This window comes from Erwinia oleae, assembly GCF_000770305.1.
In the GTDB taxonomy this organism is placed as follows: Bacteria; Pseudomonadota; Gammaproteobacteria; order Enterobacterales; family Enterobacteriaceae; genus Erwinia; species Erwinia oleae.
The window spans coordinates 20,996-36,259 of record NZ_JNVB01000026.1; the positions used below are offsets into that span (position 1 = coordinate 20,996).

The 15,264-nt window shown below is 56.4% G+C and carries 21 protein-coding genes; 11 read left to right on the forward strand and 10 right to left on the reverse strand.

From position 1 onward, the window contains the following. Nucleotides 1-3 precede the first annotated feature (3 nt). The 11 genes from GS12_RS10375 to GS12_RS10425 all read left to right on the forward strand — a co-directional run bounded on the left by GS12_RS10375 (nucleotide 4) and on the right by GS12_RS10425 (nucleotide 7,934). Nucleotides 4-909 (forward strand): FHA domain-containing protein, encoded by a 906-nt coding sequence (locus tag GS12_RS10375; protein ID WP_034946642.1) that lies wholly within the window; start codon nucleotides 4-6, stop codon nucleotides 907-909. Next, nucleotides 909-2,267 (forward strand): type III secretion system ATPase SctN, encoded by a 1,359-nt coding sequence (gene sctN, locus GS12_RS10380; RefSeq protein WP_034913228.1) that lies wholly within the window; start codon nucleotides 909-911, stop codon nucleotides 2,265-2,267. Before GS12_RS10375 ends, sctN begins: the two co-directional genes overlap by 1 nt. Beyond that, nucleotides 2,251-2,712, forward strand: coding sequence for a hypothetical protein (locus GS12_RS10385; RefSeq protein ID WP_034913231.1), 462 nt, complete (start codon nucleotides 2,251-2,253; stop codon nucleotides 2,710-2,712). The genes sctN and GS12_RS10385 overlap by 17 nt, the downstream gene beginning before the upstream one ends. Then, on the forward strand, nucleotides 2,709-3,374 hold the full coding sequence (locus GS12_RS22990) for a type III secretion system HrpP C-terminal domain-containing protein (RefSeq protein WP_052118420.1): 666 nt from the start codon (nucleotides 2,709-2,711) through the stop codon (nucleotides 3,372-3,374). Before GS12_RS10385 ends, GS12_RS22990 begins: the two co-directional genes overlap by 4 nt. Next, nucleotides 3,371-4,417, forward strand: coding sequence for a type III secretion system cytoplasmic ring protein SctQ (gene sctQ, locus GS12_RS10395; protein ID WP_052118421.1), 1,047 nt, complete (start codon nucleotides 3,371-3,373; stop codon nucleotides 4,415-4,417). The genes GS12_RS22990 and sctQ overlap by 4 nt, the downstream gene beginning before the upstream one ends. A 4-nt stretch (nucleotides 4,418-4,421) precedes the next feature. Continuing rightward, nucleotides 4,422-5,075, forward strand: coding sequence for a type III secretion system export apparatus subunit SctR (sctR, locus tag GS12_RS10400; RefSeq protein ID WP_034913234.1), 654 nt, complete (start codon nucleotides 4,422-4,424; stop codon nucleotides 5,073-5,075). A 7-nt stretch (nucleotides 5,076-5,082) separates the two neighbouring features. After that, on the forward strand, nucleotides 5,083-5,343 hold the full coding sequence (gene sctS / locus GS12_RS10405; RefSeq protein ID WP_034913236.1) for a type III secretion system export apparatus subunit SctS: 261 nt from the start codon (nucleotides 5,083-5,085) through the stop codon (nucleotides 5,341-5,343). A gap of 1 nt (nucleotide 5,344) precedes the next feature. After that, a complete protein-coding gene (gene sctT, locus GS12_RS10410; RefSeq protein ID WP_034913239.1) occupies nucleotides 5,345-6,148 on the forward strand; it encodes a type III secretion system export apparatus subunit SctT in 804 nt (267 codons plus the stop codon). Beyond that, nucleotides 6,148-7,236, forward strand: a complete 1,089-nt coding sequence (gene sctU, locus GS12_RS10415; protein WP_034946606.1) for a type III secretion system export apparatus subunit SctU — start codon at nucleotides 6,148-6,150, stop codon at nucleotides 7,234-7,236. Before sctT ends, sctU begins: the two co-directional genes overlap by 1 nt. Before the next feature lie 126 nt (nucleotides 7,237-7,362). Continuing rightward, entirely contained in the window at nucleotides 7,363-7,611 is a 249-nt protein-coding gene (locus GS12_RS10420; protein WP_034913246.1) for a hypothetical protein, read from the forward strand. A gap of 125 nt (nucleotides 7,612-7,736) precedes the next feature. Continuing rightward, nucleotides 7,737-7,934, forward strand: coding sequence for a hypothetical protein (locus tag GS12_RS10425; RefSeq protein WP_034913250.1), 198 nt, complete (start codon nucleotides 7,737-7,739; stop codon nucleotides 7,932-7,934). 244 nt (nucleotides 7,935-8,178) lie between these two features. On the opposite strand, the gene GS12_RS10430 is transcribed toward GS12_RS10425, so the two are convergent. The 10 genes from GS12_RS10430 to GS12_RS10475 form a co-directional block, all read right to left on the reverse strand. Then, entirely contained in the window at nucleotides 8,179-8,496 is a 318-nt protein-coding gene (locus GS12_RS10430; protein ID WP_034946609.1) for a hypothetical protein, read from the reverse strand. Beyond that, entirely contained in the window at nucleotides 8,493-8,678 is a 186-nt protein-coding gene (gene hrpT / locus GS12_RS10435; RefSeq protein WP_034913255.1) for an HrpT family type III secretion system protein, read from the reverse strand. The genes GS12_RS10430 and hrpT overlap by 4 nt, the downstream gene beginning before the upstream one ends. 20 nt (nucleotides 8,679-8,698) lie before the next feature. Then, a complete protein-coding gene (sctC, locus tag GS12_RS10440; protein ID WP_034919007.1) occupies nucleotides 8,699-10,804 on the reverse strand; it encodes a type III secretion system outer membrane ring subunit SctC in 2,106 nt (701 codons plus the stop codon). Between the two features lie 25 nt (nucleotides 10,805-10,829). Then, on the reverse strand, nucleotides 10,830-11,225 hold the full coding sequence (locus tag GS12_RS10445) for a hypothetical protein (protein ID WP_034913257.1): 396 nt from the start codon (nucleotides 11,223-11,225) through the stop codon (nucleotides 10,830-10,832). Next, nucleotides 11,212-11,439, reverse strand: coding sequence for an HrpF protein (locus GS12_RS10450; protein WP_034913260.1), 228 nt, complete (start codon nucleotides 11,437-11,439; stop codon nucleotides 11,212-11,214). The genes GS12_RS10445 and GS12_RS10450 overlap by 14 nt, the downstream gene beginning before the upstream one ends. A gap of 106 nt (nucleotides 11,440-11,545) precedes the next feature. Then, on the reverse strand, nucleotides 11,546-12,163 hold the full coding sequence (sctL, locus tag GS12_RS10455; protein ID WP_034946612.1) for a type III secretion system stator protein SctL: 618 nt from the start codon (nucleotides 12,161-12,163) through the stop codon (nucleotides 11,546-11,548). Beyond that, nucleotides 12,129-12,737 carry a hypothetical protein gene (locus GS12_RS10460; RefSeq protein WP_052118422.1) on the reverse strand — a complete coding sequence of 203 codons (609 nt, stop codon included), beginning with the start codon at nucleotides 12,735-12,737 and terminating at the stop codon, nucleotides 12,129-12,131. Before GS12_RS10460 ends, sctL begins: the two co-directional genes overlap by 35 nt. Before the next feature lie 3 nt (nucleotides 12,738-12,740). Beyond that, the gene (gene sctJ, locus GS12_RS10465) at nucleotides 12,741-13,520 is read right to left on the reverse strand and encodes a type III secretion system inner membrane ring lipoprotein SctJ (RefSeq protein WP_034913262.1); all 780 of its coding nucleotides are present in this window, start codon (nucleotides 13,518-13,520) and stop codon (nucleotides 12,741-12,743) included. An 8-nt stretch (nucleotides 13,521-13,528) separates the two neighbouring features. Continuing rightward, nucleotides 13,529-13,900: an EscI/YscI/HrpB family type III secretion system inner rod protein gene (locus tag GS12_RS10470; protein WP_034913264.1), complete on the reverse strand. Its 372-nt coding sequence runs from the start codon at nucleotides 13,898-13,900 to the stop codon at nucleotides 13,529-13,531. A 254-nt stretch (nucleotides 13,901-14,154) separates the two neighbouring features. Then, entirely contained in the window at nucleotides 14,155-15,159 is a 1,005-nt protein-coding gene (locus GS12_RS10475) for a sigma 54-interacting transcriptional regulator (RefSeq protein ID WP_082212574.1), read from the reverse strand. Nucleotides 15,160-15,264: the final 105 nt, after the last annotated feature.

Consider the following 15,264-nt stretch of genomic DNA (forward strand, 5'->3'; position numbering starts at 1 on the left):
ATTATGTTTGAGTTACGCGTGCTTACGGGCCGTCACCAGGGGGCGGCGCTACCCGTTATGGGCGGTGAATGGACGCTCGGCCAGGGCTTCGATGCCGATCTGTTGCTGACCGACAGCGGCGTGGCCGCACATCACGCCACGCTTTTTTTTGCCGACGAACGCTGGCAGCTTCGCGCGGCGGAAGGAAAGCTGTATACCCCCGACGGTAAAGAGAGCGAGCTGTTCGATCCGCTGCCGCCTGACCAGCCGTTTGCGCTGGGTGACGTGTGGCTGAGCCTGTCGCCTGCGGAACAACCGTGGGAAGCGATGACCGCCGCGCCGCAGCCGCTGGCTGACGCGGCGCCAGCAACTACTACTGCGGCGGTGCAGGAAGCGGCGCCTGCGCCGTCGCGCACCTTCTCGCGCGGCGTGCAGGTGCTGTCAGTAAGCCTGATCCTGCTGCTGAGCTTCACCATTATCAGTTGGATCCTTCAGCCGACCGTCGCGCAAACGTCGACCACCGGTTCGAATCGCCAGGTGCTGGAAACGCTTCAGGAAGTGCGCCCGCCGCTGCTGGCAATGCTGCGCGATCGTGGCCTGACGCCCGGCGTGAAAATTGATATGGGCAAAGGGAAAATGGTGCTCAACGGCGAACTGAATAAAGACCAGTTGCAGATTCTGGAACGGATGCTGGTGCGATTTCAGGCGCAGTACAACGTCATTCCTAAACTGGTTAACAATACGCGCCAGTACAATGCGAAGCTGCCGTTTCGCATCGTGCAGATTACTACCGGCAAACGCGCCAACGTGGTGACCGATACCGGAGAGCGCCTGTTTATTGGCGATCAAAAGGATGAACTGCGCCTGGTGGCGATCACCTCATCGGAGGTGGAATTCGCCGGACGCGATCATATCAAGGTGAACTGGTAATGCAGGCGCAGCTTGATGCATGGTTTGACGCGCACCAGCAGCGTCTGGCGGGTTTCGCGCCGGTGGAGATTTTTGGCCGTATTACCGGTATCAGCGGCATCCTGCTGGAGAGCAGCCTGCCCGGCGCGCGTATTGGCGATCTCTGCCGCATCGAGGGGAAAAACAACACCCGCGTACTGGCGGAAGTGGTGGGTTTTAATCCTCAGCACACGCTGCTTTCGGCGCTGGGCCAGCTTGATGGCATCGCACAGGGCGCGCGCGTGACGCCGCTCTATCTGCCGCACAGCATCCGCGTTTCTGACGATCTCCTGGGCAGCGTGCTTGACGGCTTTGGCCGGCCTATTGAGGCAGGCAGCATCAGCGCCTTTGCGCAGCCGGAAGACCGCCACCGCGACGGCGTGAAAACGGTACTGGGCGACGCGCCGCCGCCGACCGAGCGCCCGCGCATTGATACGCCGCTGCCCACCGGCATGCGGGCGATTGACGGTCTGCTGACCCTCGGCGTCGGTCAGCGCGTCGGCATTTTTGCCGGGGCGGGCTGTGGTAAAACCACGCTGCTGGCGGAACTGGCGCGCAACACGCCCTGCGACGTGATCGTCTTTGGCCTGATTGGCGAGCGTGGACGCGAACTGCGCGAATTTCTCGACCACGAGCTGGACAGCGAACTGCGCAGTCGTACGGTGCTGCTCTGCGCCACCTCTGACCGCAGCAGCATGGAGCGCGCCCGCGCGGCCTTTACCGCCACCGCCATTGCCGAAGCGTTTCGCGACGAGGGTAAGAGCGTCCTGCTGATCCTTGACTCGTTGACACGTTTTGCCCGTGCCCAGCGTGAAATTGGTCTGGCGCTGGGTGAACCGCCGGGGCGCGGCGGCCTGCCGCCGTCGGTGTATACGCTGTTGCCGACGCTGCTTGAGCGCGCCGGCCAAACCTCGACCGGCGCTATTACCGCGCTCTATTCGGTGCTGATTGAGCAGGATTCGATGAACGATCCGGTGGCCGATGAGGTGCGATCGCTGATTGACGGCCACATCGTGCTGACGCGAAAACTGGCGGAGCGCGGGCACTATCCGGCCATTGACGTACTGGCCAGCCTGAGCCGAACCATGACGAACGTGGTGGAGCGACAGCAGGTCAGCGAAGCCACGTCGGTTCGCCGACTGATGGCGGCCTGGCAGCAGGTGGAGATGCTGATCCGCCTGGGCGAGTACCAGCCGGGCAACGACAGCCTGACCGATGCCGCCGTGGACGCGCAGGACGCCATTAACGGCTATCTGCAACAGGCGATGCGCGATCCTTCCACGTTTGACCAGACCTGTTCTCAACTTTCCGAGGTAAGCCGCTATGCGCCGTCACGCTAATCCAGAACCAGAAATTGAAGCCGATGCCGCTGCCATTGAGCTACAAAAAACGTTGAATATGCTGCTGCCGATCCGCCGCCAGCGCCTGAATCGCAGCGAGCGTCAGCAGCGCGAACAGGAGAGGGCGCTTCAACAGGTCATTGATAAAACGGCCGAGGGTGAGGTGCGGCTGACGCAACGCCAGCAGGATTATCAGCAGATCCGCCAGGGATTTGATGGAAAAAATCGCGGTATCAGCCAGGCAAAGTTCCGTCTCGATCGCGCGCTGGAAAGCGAACATCAGGCGCTTGAGCGCGTGGATAACGAACGGCTTGGCCTGCATCAGCTGGCGGTTGAGCAGCGCGAACGGCAGAGTAAAGTCGAGCAGGCGCAGCAGGAGACGCGCCTGCGCATGCGCGAAATGGAAAAACTGGAATATCTGTTGCAGCAGGAGGTGTTGGGATGATTCGTTCGCTTGCTCAGGCGGCTGTACAGCAGCGGATTAAAGAGGCAAATCAGCAGCAGGCTCAGCAACAGGCCGGTCGTAATCGTGCAGAAGCGCAGCTGGCCCGGCTGCGCACCAGCGAACAGCGCCGTGAATCACGCGCCACGCTGGCGCCGCAGCCCGCTCGCAGCCAGGACGAGGCCGCGCCCGCGCGCAGCACAGCGCGCAGCGAGTCGAAACGCCCGCAGCAGGAAGACAACGCGCTGTTCAGTGCGTTGCTGGATGAGAGCGATGACGTAATGACGCCGCTGTTGGCCTTTGGCGAAAGTGGATCGGGCCAACAGGGCTTTGGCGAATTAGAAGAGACCGCGACACAGGGCGGCCCACCGGCAATGGCGCTGTGGCAGGAGATTGAGCCCGCGCTCAGCGCCGCGCTCCACGATGTGCCGCCGGGCGAGATGATGCTCACTCTGATGCTGCCGAAGCTGGGCAACGTTGATGCCCATATGGCGGCGCTGCCCGGCGGCGGGTGGGATATTGCGCTTCACCTGCAACCCGGCGCCTGGCAGGCGTTGCTGCCGCACCAGGAGCGGTGTCGTCTGTCGCTGCGCCAGCGAATGAACAGCCGCGTTCGCCTGCGTTTCGAGCGTCGTTCGCCGGATGAGCAGGAGCAGGCAGGATGAGCACATTATTGCGTAACGTCAGCGCCAGCGAGGCGAGGGTCAGAGAGCGGCTCGGTGGCGGCCTGTTTTATCACTATACGCTGGACGGCGAGCCCGGCGTTTTACGGCTGGCACTGGCGGAGGATCGGCACCCGACCGACCTTACCGCTTTTCGCTGCGAGGCAGGCGCCTTCGCGCTCTCTGAGCCGGAACCTGTTCTTGCGCTGATGTCCACCTGCCCCGGTTTTGCCGCCGCGCCGCAGACGCCGGAGCAGGCGTGGTACTGGCCGTGGTGGAATCAGCAACTTTCTTTCGAACTTCTTGCGCTATTCGGCCACTTATCCGTAGAGACGGAAAATGCCGGGACGGGCGATTTCCTGTTGTCGTTAACGCTGGAGTGGGGCACACAGCGCGCACAAAGCCTGCTGGCCCTCTCTTCAGCGAGTTTATCACTGCTTTTGGATAAATCAGGTTGGCAGCAGGACGCGTCACCGTTACCGGAAAGCATGATGCTTACGCTGCCGATGATTATCGGCGAATTAGTGCTGTCGCCTGCCGGGCTACAGTCCCTGCGCTGCGGGGACGTGGTGCTGCCGGATACGCAGTGGTTCACCCCTGACGGACGGGGAACCCTCCGAGGCAACGGCTGGCACCTGCAAGGCGAATTGCAGATGCAGCCCGGCGAGATGGCTCATTTTTATCTTAGCGAGACGGAGAGAATTAACGTGACCCTGACACCTGACGAGTTTGAGCACGACCACCAACATCATTCCGATCCTCAATGGGATGACGGGGCGGCCGGGGGCACCGCGGATTTTACGCCGTTGCCACTCTCCCTTTCCGTTCGCTGCGGCCAGTTAAAGCTGACGCTGGGCGAATTGTCCACGCTGACGCCCGGCGCGATGGTGATGATTGAAAACGTCACGCCGGGCGAAGCCGTGCTCTGCCACGGTGACTATCCACTGGCGAAAGGTGAACTGGTGGACGTGGAGGGCAGGCTCGGTTTGCAAATTACGCACGTGCTGCCGGTCAGCAAAAACCCGATGAACGGGGGCGCCTGGTAGCCGTATGGATTCACTGTCGATGAACCCGATGACGCTGGCCCTGTTTCTTGGGGCGCTGTCGCTGGTGCCGATTCTGATGATTGTCTGCACCTGCTTTTTAAAAATATCGATGGTGCTGATGTTAACGCGTAACGCCATGGGGGTGCAGCAGATCCCCCCGAATATGGCTATTTATGGTATTGCGCTTGCCGCCTCGCTGTTTGTCATGGCGCCGGTATTTAATGACATAAGCCAGCGGGTGAAAACGGTGCCGATTGACACTCAGTCCGCAGAAAGGCTGGATTATACCGTCAGCAACGCCGCCGAACCGCTGAAGCGCTTTATGGTGAAAAACACCGACCCGGATATCCTGATCCATCTTCAGGAAAACGCGCAGCGCATGTGGCCGAAAGAGATGGCAGACAGCGTTTCGCATGAAAGCCCGCTGCTGCTGATCCCCTCTTTTGTGCTCTCGGAATTGCAGAACGGTTTTAAAATCGGCTTTTTGATTTTCATTCCCTTTATTGTTGTCGACCTGATTGTCTCCAACGTGCTGCTGGCGTTGGGTATGCAAATGGTGTCGCCGATGACCATTTCGCTGCCGCTGAAAATTTTACTGTTCGTGCTGGTCAGCGGCTGGACACGACTGCTCGACGGCCTGTTCTACAGCTATTTATGAGGGAACGATGGATATTTTGACGCTGTTTCGCCAGGCAATGCTGTTAGTGGTGGTGCTCTCTGCGCCTCCCCTGATCGTGGCCGTTATCGTTGGCGTCATCGTGTCGCTATTGCAGGCGGTGATGCAGTTGCAGGATCAGACGCTGCCGTTCGCCATCAAGCTGGTGGCGGTGGGCGTGGCGCTGGCGCTCTCCGGCCGCTGGATCGGCGTCGAGCTGATTGAACTGGCGCAGAGCGCATTCGCCATGATGCCAAACGTAAAGTACTGATATGTGGAATAACCTCCTGCACGACGGCTACTACTTCATTCTTGCCCTTGTGTTGTCGATGGCGCGTATCTTCCCCTGCCTGCTGCTCTCACCGGTCTTCTCTTTCAACGCGATCAAAGGCGGCCTGCGTTCCGCTATTGTGCTGTCGCTGGCGCTGTTTCCGGCGCCGATGATCCAACAACAGATAGCCATTAACGACCCTTCGATGTTTCTGATGGCTGCACTGGCGGTAAAAGAGGTGATCATCGGCGTCATAATTGGCCTGCTCATGGCCATGCCGTTCTGGCTGTTTGAGTCGGTTGGCGCGCTGTTCGATAACCAGCGCGGCGCGTTGATGGGCGGTCAGCTCAACCCGCAGTTGGGGCCGGACGCCACGCCGCTGGGCTTTTTGATGCAGCAGACCGTTATTCTGCTGCTGGTGGTCGGGCTGGGCCTTTCAACGCTGACGCAAATTATCTGGGACAGCTACAGCCTGTGGCCGCCGATGCAGTGGCTGCCGCTGCCTTCAGAAGCAGGTTTTAACGTCTATCTCGATCTGCTGGGCGGGATATTCACGCATATCGTGCTGTATGCCGGACCGCTGGTGGCGCTGCTGCTGCTGGTCGATTTCAGCGTGGGCATTTTGAGTATCTACAGCCCGCAGCTTCAGGCGACGGTGCTGGCGATGCCGGTAAAATGCCTGTTGGGCATGCTGTTTTTCGTTCTCTATTTTCCAATTCTCAATTATGTTGCCGACGAGCGCCTGTTCGACCTGAAAGATCTGGTCCCTCAGCTTACGGATATATTGGGTAAAGGGAGCCGGTAATGGCAGAAAAAACGGAAAAGGCCACCTCCCAAAAACTGAAAGAATCGCGAAAAAAAGGCCAGGTCGGGCAAACGCCCGATATTCCTAAGCTGCTTATCTGTATTGGCGTAATGGAGACAATTTTTGCGCTGGCCGAGGGGGGAATGCAGCGCATGCAGGCAATGATCATGCTGCCGCTGAGCCGTCTGAGCGATCCTTTTGGTCATGCGGTGCAGGAAGTGGTGCTGGATGGGGTGATGGTGCTGCTCTATTTCTGCGGCATCGTCTGCGCGCTGATTTTTCTGCTGCGTATCATTGGCGGCTGGGTGCAGTTTGGTCCGCTGTTTGCTACCGAAGCGCTCGAGCCAAAATTTGAAGCGCTCAATCCTGTCGGTCAGATAAAAAACATGTTTTCCGCCAAACAGTTCACGACGCTGCTGACCAGCGTGCTGAAATCTATCGCTATTGGCGTGGTGTTTTATCTGGTCATCAAACCGGATCTGGGCCCGCTGGCGCAGCTGGCATACAGTGATAACCTCAACGGCTTCTGGTTGTCAGTGCTGGCGCTGTTTAAGAAGATCGTGCGGGAGACGCTGGTGCTGCTGCTGGTGATGAGCCTGCTCGATTTTGGCCTGCAAAAGTATTTCTTCCTCAAGCAGCAGCGCATGAGCCATGAAGACATCCGCAACGAATATAAGCAGAGCGAAGGCGACCCGCACATGAAAGGCCATCGTAAATCAGTGGCGCATGAAATCCTTAATGAGGCGCCAAAACCGCTGAAGCGCGACGTGACCCTGGAGGATGTCGATATGGTATTGGTCAATCCTACGCACTTTGCCGTCGGGCTCTACTATCGTCCCGGCGAGACGCCGCTGCCGCGGATGGTATTTAAGTCCGAGGGGTATGAAGCACAGGATATTATTGAGGAGGCGCAAAACCGCAATATGCCGGTAATCCGTTTTGTCTGGCTGACGCGCACGCTGTTCCGCACCGTAGAAGAGGGCGACTATATTCCACGCGAAACGCTAAAGGCCGTTGCTCAGGTTTATCGTCTGCTGAAGGAACTGGAAAATCAGGAGCTGGACGGCATCGTTGAGATTGAAGATTAACGACTTAGTTTTTGAGCCGAAAAAAAAACGAAAATTAAGAGATTTTTTTGGAACCATCCGGTGGGTTCTCCCACTTAATAATCGAATGCATGAGTATTCATATATCAACTTCGAGAGGATATTAACATGGGTTACGATAGCGTCGGCACATCCCTTGGTGGTGCTTCCAGCAGCTTACAGTCTAATAAAACTCAGCTTGAGCAAAGCCAGAGTGGCTCAGATTACGCCTCTGATATGGCTGGTATCATGAAGCAAACGCAGCAGGATAACCTGCAGAAAGCAGAAATGGACCGTCAGTTGGCGAAATCCAACGGTCAGGCAAACAGCGCAACAACCGCTGCTTCTGCGGCGAACCAGAACAAAATTACGTATTAATCATTCATACGTACTGAATATCGAATTTAAAAAAGGGCCGTATGGCCCTTTCCAATTATTTAAACGGTAAACGTTGCCGTATGATTGTTGATACCAACAGATACCCAGGATAAGCGGAGCGTTATATGTCATATAAAAGCTTAAGTTCACCCGGTGATGCCCAGTCCGATTATGCTCAGCAAATGGATAATATCCGGCTGAAAACGCAGCAGGATATGTTGGAAAAAAACCAAACGGATTTTGAAAACTTACTGACAAATACTGTTGCCAGTGCGTCATCGCAGGAAAATACGGCAATTACCCAAAGTAAACTGCAATTCTGATTACCCTGACCCTTCTGACAGCGTACGCACACAGCTCTACCTCTAATCGCAGCGCCGCTGACAGGTCAGCCCCTCATACTTTCTCCGTTAACATCAGCAGACACGACAGGCATTCTCTGCGGCGGATAACAGGCTATCCGACGCAAAGAATGCGTTGAAACCTCTGCATTTCATTACTTCACCGTTGTGATTTTTCTGTCAGCGTTTATGGCCGGGATGAGGCTTCTTACGGGGAACGATAGCGCTACTGCAAATTCAGCAGCGAACTCAGCATGCTGATTAAGGCATAGGGATCGTCATCAGACGAGGGATGACAGCACACAGCAAGTGAACCATCCGCCTCAATACTGATAAAGCAGCCATCATAGCGGTCTGGGTGTTGAAAGCGCCAGGTGAGTACCTGGCGTAGCAGTGAGTCGCTCAGAAAAGAAGGCAGGATGCGGAGCGTTAGCGTGGGTTGCGGCTGCGGCGAAAAAGCCAGTTCGCTGCCGGGTCGAAACGTCTGGCAACAGCCTTCGCCGCGCTGCCAGGCCGTCAGGAAAGCCACAATCCCCTCGCTCATTCGTTAACCGACGCCTGCGTATAGTCGAAGGGACCATTACGCATATCCGGCTGCCACCAGATCGTCATCGCGTGATCGTCCGATACCGGACGACAGGAGACATCGTTACAGCCGGGCAGTCGTGGGTTGGCGCAGGCGGCCAGCAACATGGCCAGCGCCAGCACACACAGCGGTTTTTTCATCTTCTCTCTTCCTTTCTTCATTAGCGCGACAGCATGCGGGTTGACGATGTACTGACGGCGGCCGGTGCCGGCACGTAGCCATCCTGCGATTTCAGCAGCGAAACGCGGGACGGTCGCGCCGGGATCTGCGTGTCATAGGCCACGTAAACCTCGGTGGATTCGCCTGGCTTCAGGCGGGTATGTGGCCAGGCCGACACGGCCAGCGTACGATCGCTGCGGCAGGAAGCCTCGTCGAAACGTGCCTCTTTACCGCTGGTGTTGGTCAGCACGCCCACCGCAATCTGCATCGAGCTGTTGCCATACCACTGGTGCCTTGCGCTGCTGCGGAAGGTGAAAGGTATGTTGCACAGTGAGCCCAGATTCAGGCCGTTCTGGCTGGCGCTCAGTCCGCCCGGCACGCGGCCTTCCGCCAGATCCTGCATCGCGCTTTCAATGGTCCGTTTCATGTCGCCAAACTGATGGCGACGACTGATATCGCGCAGCGTATCATTGACCTGATCGCGGTTTTCCGCGTCAACATAGCGCGAAGGATCGACCTGGTCGCCGATCAGATGCGGCGTAATAATAAACAGCCGCTCGCGCTGCGTTGCGGTGCGATTATTCGAGGTGAAAAGCTTACCGATCAACGGGATTTTACCCAGAATCGGTATCCGCTCTTCATTATCGCCGCTTTCTTTAGTGTGGAATCCACCCATCACCAGCGAGCGTTTTTCCTGCACCAGCGCCTGCGTGCTGATCACGCCGTTTTCCGTGCCCTGGGCGCTGCCGTCGGTATTTTGATTCAGCTTGCCGTCTTCCACGTCCACCACCAGCTGCACCGAGGTTTTGCCTGGCGTATCGCCGATGGAGCGCGGCGTTACGCGCAGGCTGGTGCCAGCGGTGATCTCGCGGATATCCGCCACGCGCTCGCCAATTGCGGTAATGAAAGCGGTATTGCTGAAGTCGATAACGGCCGGCTGATTTTCCAGCGTCAGTACCGAAGGGTTGGCAATAATAGAGGCCGTGCCTTCACCCTCCAGCGCCTGAATATCGGCGAAAAAGCGGTTGAAGTCGGTGACGAACAGCGTGCTGGTGCCGCCCAGCATGGACGAGCCGCCGGTGACGTTGCCAAAGCGGCCCGACCAGTTGGAGGAGAGTCGTGCCAGTTCGTTGCGATCGATATCAATAATCACCGCGTCAATTTCCACCAGCTTCTGCGGCACGTCAATCATCTGCACCAGTTGCTGATATTCGCTGCGCAGTTTTTTATTGTCGCGCACCAGCAGGGTATTGTTACGCACGTCGGCGGAAACTTTACCCTGCAATTCGGCGCCGTCCACCCGGCTTTCATCTTTATTACGATTCAGACGGGTGTTGCGGCCTATCATTTGACTAAGGATGTTGCGACTTTGACTTTGCATGGCCTGATAGGCACTGTCTTCGTTGCTGTTTTGATTATCCTGCGTCAATGTCATGCCACTTGCTGAACCGCCGGCATTTTGCCCTAACAGCTCATTGAGCATGGTCGCGACACCGGGAACCACCAGCGTCTGATCGCGGAATTTTATCGTGCGATCCGCCACATCGGCATATTTCAGCGGAAAAGCCATCATTTGTTTATCTTCTTTCGGCTCTTCCGGCTCCGATTTCTTACTGAAATCGGCGATCATGTCGACATATTTGGGCGGCCCGGACACCAGTACCACGCCCTCATCCGGCAGTTCGCCCCAGCCGAAACGCGGCTCAAGTAGCCCCACGCCTTCAAGCGCCTGTTTGATATCCGGCGCAGCATCTGCGCTGATTTTCAAACGGCGAGAGGTCTGTTCTGATTGCGGGCTGACGTAGAGCGTATTGTTATAAACGAACCACTGAAAGCGATATTCCAGCGCGAGGCGATTGAGGAAGGCTTCGGCGGAATCGGAGCGGAGACGGGCGGTCACAAACGTATCCGGCAGACCGGTAACGTTGGCATCCACACCATGGCTGCTGGCAAAGTCCTGAAGAATGACGCTGAGCGGCGTGTTGTCTGCGGAGTAGGCGTAAGCGCCATCTTTCCAGTCGTCGGGGGTATTCGCGTAGCTGTGTGAAACAGATAATCCAATCGCCACTGCCAGTAAGAGTGGACGAAATGGTCGTAAAGTGGTCAGCGTCTTGCGCACGCTTCTCTCCTTGTTATACGGACATCTTAACGCGTTGCTGCGTTAACACACTTAGCAGGGTTTCCTGCCAGACTTCACACTGATTGCAGATGCTTTCCAGCAGAGACAAAGCATAGTCGGTCTGATCGTTCTTAAGGCGCACTATCAGGTTCAGCGTCTCATTCTGCGGATTAAAGCAGAGCGCCGCGGCATTAGCGGTAAAATGCACCAGCGCAGGGGCGGTAAGACGCAGCGCGAGTTCAATCACCTGCAAGCTGATCTCAACGCCGAGGGTTAATTCAACAAGATAAAACCAGCCGCCGGGCCGGCGCTGTAGACTGACGGGCATATCATCAATCAACAGCGCCAGCTCGCCGCTGGTTTTCTCTAACTGTTGCTCAATCAGCGCGGCAACATCAGTTGATGGCATCAATGATCGCCTTGCGCATACCGTGCTTGAACTGGGTATACTGCGAATTCGCCCAGTTGGCGCCGGAAACGTTCATCATTTCATTCTGGAAGGCGTAAATGTCGCTAACGTTTACCGATCCATTCTGGCTGTCTTGTGCGAACTGATACATATCATTTCGCGCATGGTTCAACTGATTGCTTAAACGGCGTTGGATTGCATCGTTGTTGCTCATCGTGTTATCTCCTGTGAGGGTCTGGAGTTGAGTGGCGCGAAACGATGCACGGTTCCCGTTGCCGGAAAAAATGTTAACAGACAAGGAACGTTCGGGAAAGAGAAGGTTAATTAGCCGGTAATAATGCGTCGAAAATGTGTTTCCAACTGAGGTGAAGTTCACCGCGCCCGGTGGTGAGGATTAACGCATCATCATCCAGTGCTGCGTCAGTACTGACTTCCCATGTCAGTTGTGGATGTGCCGCCAGCCATTCTTCAATGGCGGACTGCTGAGCCGGGGCGCAAATCAGCGTGGCAGCGCCCTGGCGACCCTGTGCTTTGACTAACTGACTGAGCATTGCCTGCAAGCGAGCCGCATCGGGCTGTTCATCAAGCAACTGACTCATTGCCTGGGTGAGCAGCGCTTCCGCCCTGGGCATCAGCGCATGCTGCCACTGCTGTTCCTGCTCCTGCCAATGGTCAAAAAGCTGCTGTGCCTGCGTGATAAAATCCTGTTGCTGTTGGCTCATCTGCTCTTCCAGCGCCTGTTCAACGCGCTGACGAGCCTCATCAAGCAACGCACTCGCCTGGCGTTCAGCCTGTGCGATACGCTCCAGAGCCTGCTCTTCAGCACGTTGAACCACCGTCAGCGCCTGCTGATGTTCCGCAATCGCTTCACGCGTCAGCACGTTACTTTGCGATAGCTGCGGGTCACTCAGCAGGATTATTTTCTTGCGGATCCACATGTAGAGCACTCTCCGGTTGCTGAATTTGCCAAATTACCGCATCCCATAACGCGGCCAGCCGGGAGGCCGGTAGCGCAACGGCGGGATACTCATCGACTTGCATTGCCCACCCTCGGGGAAAAAGCAGGCGCAGCCGTGGCCAGCTCTCCGGCGACAGACCGCGCAGCAATAACAGGCTGCCCGTTGTCCAGGGATGAAAACAGTCATTGCTCAACCAGTTGTCACAGCGCAGCGCCTTTGTCAGGCGCCGGCACCAGATCAGATTGGCCGAGGTGAGCATCTCCGGCGCTGACTGTGGCGCGCAGATCCCGGCCAGCAGCCCCAGCGAATGCGCGCGCGCGTCGGCAGGCAGGTCGATAAAGGCGAGCAGGCGTGCCTGCGGAGCCGGTGGCAGAGCAGGGCGAATGGCAAACCCCGTGGCGACTGCCTGCGGATGCTGCCAGCAAAGCCGCTGCTGCTGTTCCGGGAGCAGAGCAAAGAAACTGTTTTCCTGCCAGCTGGCATCCGCCTGCTGCCAGTAACCCTGGTGCCACCAGTGCAGCCAGCGCCCGGCCTGCTCTTCACTCCACTCCATCGTTTACTTGCCTGCCGCCGTTGCGGGTTTTGTCTTGCCCGCCTTCAGCTTTTTGCCAGGCTTCAGGAACATAATGCCGAAAGCAATCATTAACATAATGGCAAACAGCGAAAAGACCCATTTCACCGTCGAGTACTCGCCCGGCGTCAGCTGGAACGGCCCCATTTTTACCACTTCGATACGATCCTCGTAGGTCTGCGCCGGAACAAACACAATGGCCAGATCTTTACTGGTTTTGCCAGCCAGGCCGGGAATGCTGGTGGCGACCATCTGGCGAATACGCGGCTCAATACTGTCGGGATCGAGATTGTTGTGGTATTTAATAAATACCGAAGCCGAAGCGGGCTGCATCGGTTCGCCCGGCGCCAGACGCTCAGGCAGCACCACATGCACGCGCGCCACTACCACGCCATCAATCTGCGCCAGCGTCGACTCCACTTCCTGGGAAAGCGCGTAAATATAGCGCGCGCGCTCTTCCATTGGGCTGGAGATGACGCCACTCTTCTGGAATACCTCGCCCAGGTTAGTACGCGCCTTGCGGGGAAGACCGGCAGAATCAAGAATCTTTACGCTTCGCTGAATATTTTCTGCGTCTACCGACACCGATATACCGCTTTTATCAATCAGTTTTTCCGCCGCAATCTGATGCTGATTCAACTCCGCAACAATATCGTTGGCGTCATTCTCAGCCAGTCCGCTGTAGAGCACGGTTTTATCGCCGCAGCCCGTAAGCAGCAGCATCAGCGACAGCAGCGGCAGCCATTTCAGCAGAAAGTTTTTCATTTTATTCGCTATTGTAAGTTGGTCAGTTTATCAATGCTTTGCACGCCTTTAGAGACGATCTTGGCATTCATTAAGTTTTCAATGTAATAGTCGGATAAGGCAGCGCTGGCCTGATTAAATTCGGCCATATTGGAAGATCGGGACGCCGTTTGTAACTCTTTAAGCGTCTCTTTTCGTTGTTGATCGTTGTTATGCATTGAATCAGCCAGACCTTTAAACATATTCGTCACATTTCCTGGCGCTGAGACTTTTTCGACCTGTGGCTCCTCCTTCAACTGGGCAGAGAAGAAATCAATATCGGTTTGTTCAGGTTGTAGCAGTGCTGATTGCCCGGAAAAATCGTTTTGTGCCAGTCCTGAGTCTGATGATGATATTTTCATAATTATTCGCTCATGCTGATGAAAAGAGTGAAGAAAGAGTGCAAGTCAATGGCTGTGCGCGGCTGAAGAGATCGTTATTGCGTTTCAACCTGTGTTGCAGTGGAGCCGTTGTCCCTGTTGGTGTGGCTACACCAAACCTCATGCTGCTGACGGCTCCTCTGAGGTGGATCTCACACTGCATTCCTGTGATTAAGTGGCAGCGAAATGTGCAGGGTTCCAAAATTATTTTTTATCCCGTTCCCCCCGGCGCTGGCTCAGGCCACGATGTTCAGTATTTTGATACGGTGATAAAGCGTGCGGCGAGGAATGCCCAGTTCGTGAACGACGTTATCAATTTTGTGCCCGTGACGATCCAGGCACTCTTTTATCAAACTACGTTCGATACGGCGCAGGCGATCTTTTAGCAGCGTTGCTTCGCCATCCATGGGGGAAATATCACGCAGCGGCGGCAGGCGCAGCACATGGCGCTCCGCAGCGGCTTTCAGTTCGCGGATATTTCCCGGCCAGCTATGCAGCAGCAGCGCTTCATCCAGCGGCAGCGAGCGCGGCGGCACCGACTGCTTTAACCGCATTGCCGCTTCCTGCGTAAAACGGCGAAACAGCGGAATGATCAGCTCCGCGTGCGCGCGCACGGTCGGCGTTTCAATTTTTATGGTGGAGAGGCGGAAGAAGAGATCGCTGCGAAAACGGCCCTGTTCCACCAGTTCTGCCAGCGGCGTCTGTGAAGCAGCAATCACACGCAGATCCAGCCCAACAGGCTGCGTCGATCCCAGCCGCTGTATTGAACGTGTTTCCAGCACGCGTAGCAGCTTGGCCTGGAGAATAAGCGGCATGCTGTCGATTTCATCAAGGAACAGAATGCCTTTGTCCGCCGTTTCAATGTAGCCTGCACGTGAGTGACTGGCGCCGGTATAGGCACCGGCCATCACGCCGAATAATTCGCTTTCGGCGAGGTTTTCCGGAATGGCGGCGCAGTTAACCGGCACCAGCGGTCCTTTCGCGCCGGATAGCTGATAGATGCGGCGGGTGAGGGTATCTTTCCCTGTGCCGGTTTCTCCTTCCAGCAGCAGATCCACTTTTAACGGCGCCAGCGTATTTACTATTTGATGCAAATGCGCATGAATATCCGGCGCAGCGGCGTCGTTTGCCGCCGTTGGGATGCCCGCATCACAGGCGGTTAGAGAACTTTCCTGACGACGACCGGTAACATCACGGCAGGTAATCTGGCCTTTTAGCTGTTTTTCACTACCCGTAATCATATGCTCTCCTGTCTTCCCTCAGACGAATTATGAAAATTCAATGCTTGACCTGATGTGAAATAAGAGATGGAGCGGTGTCTGGTTCGGATTGCTCCGTAAAACGAC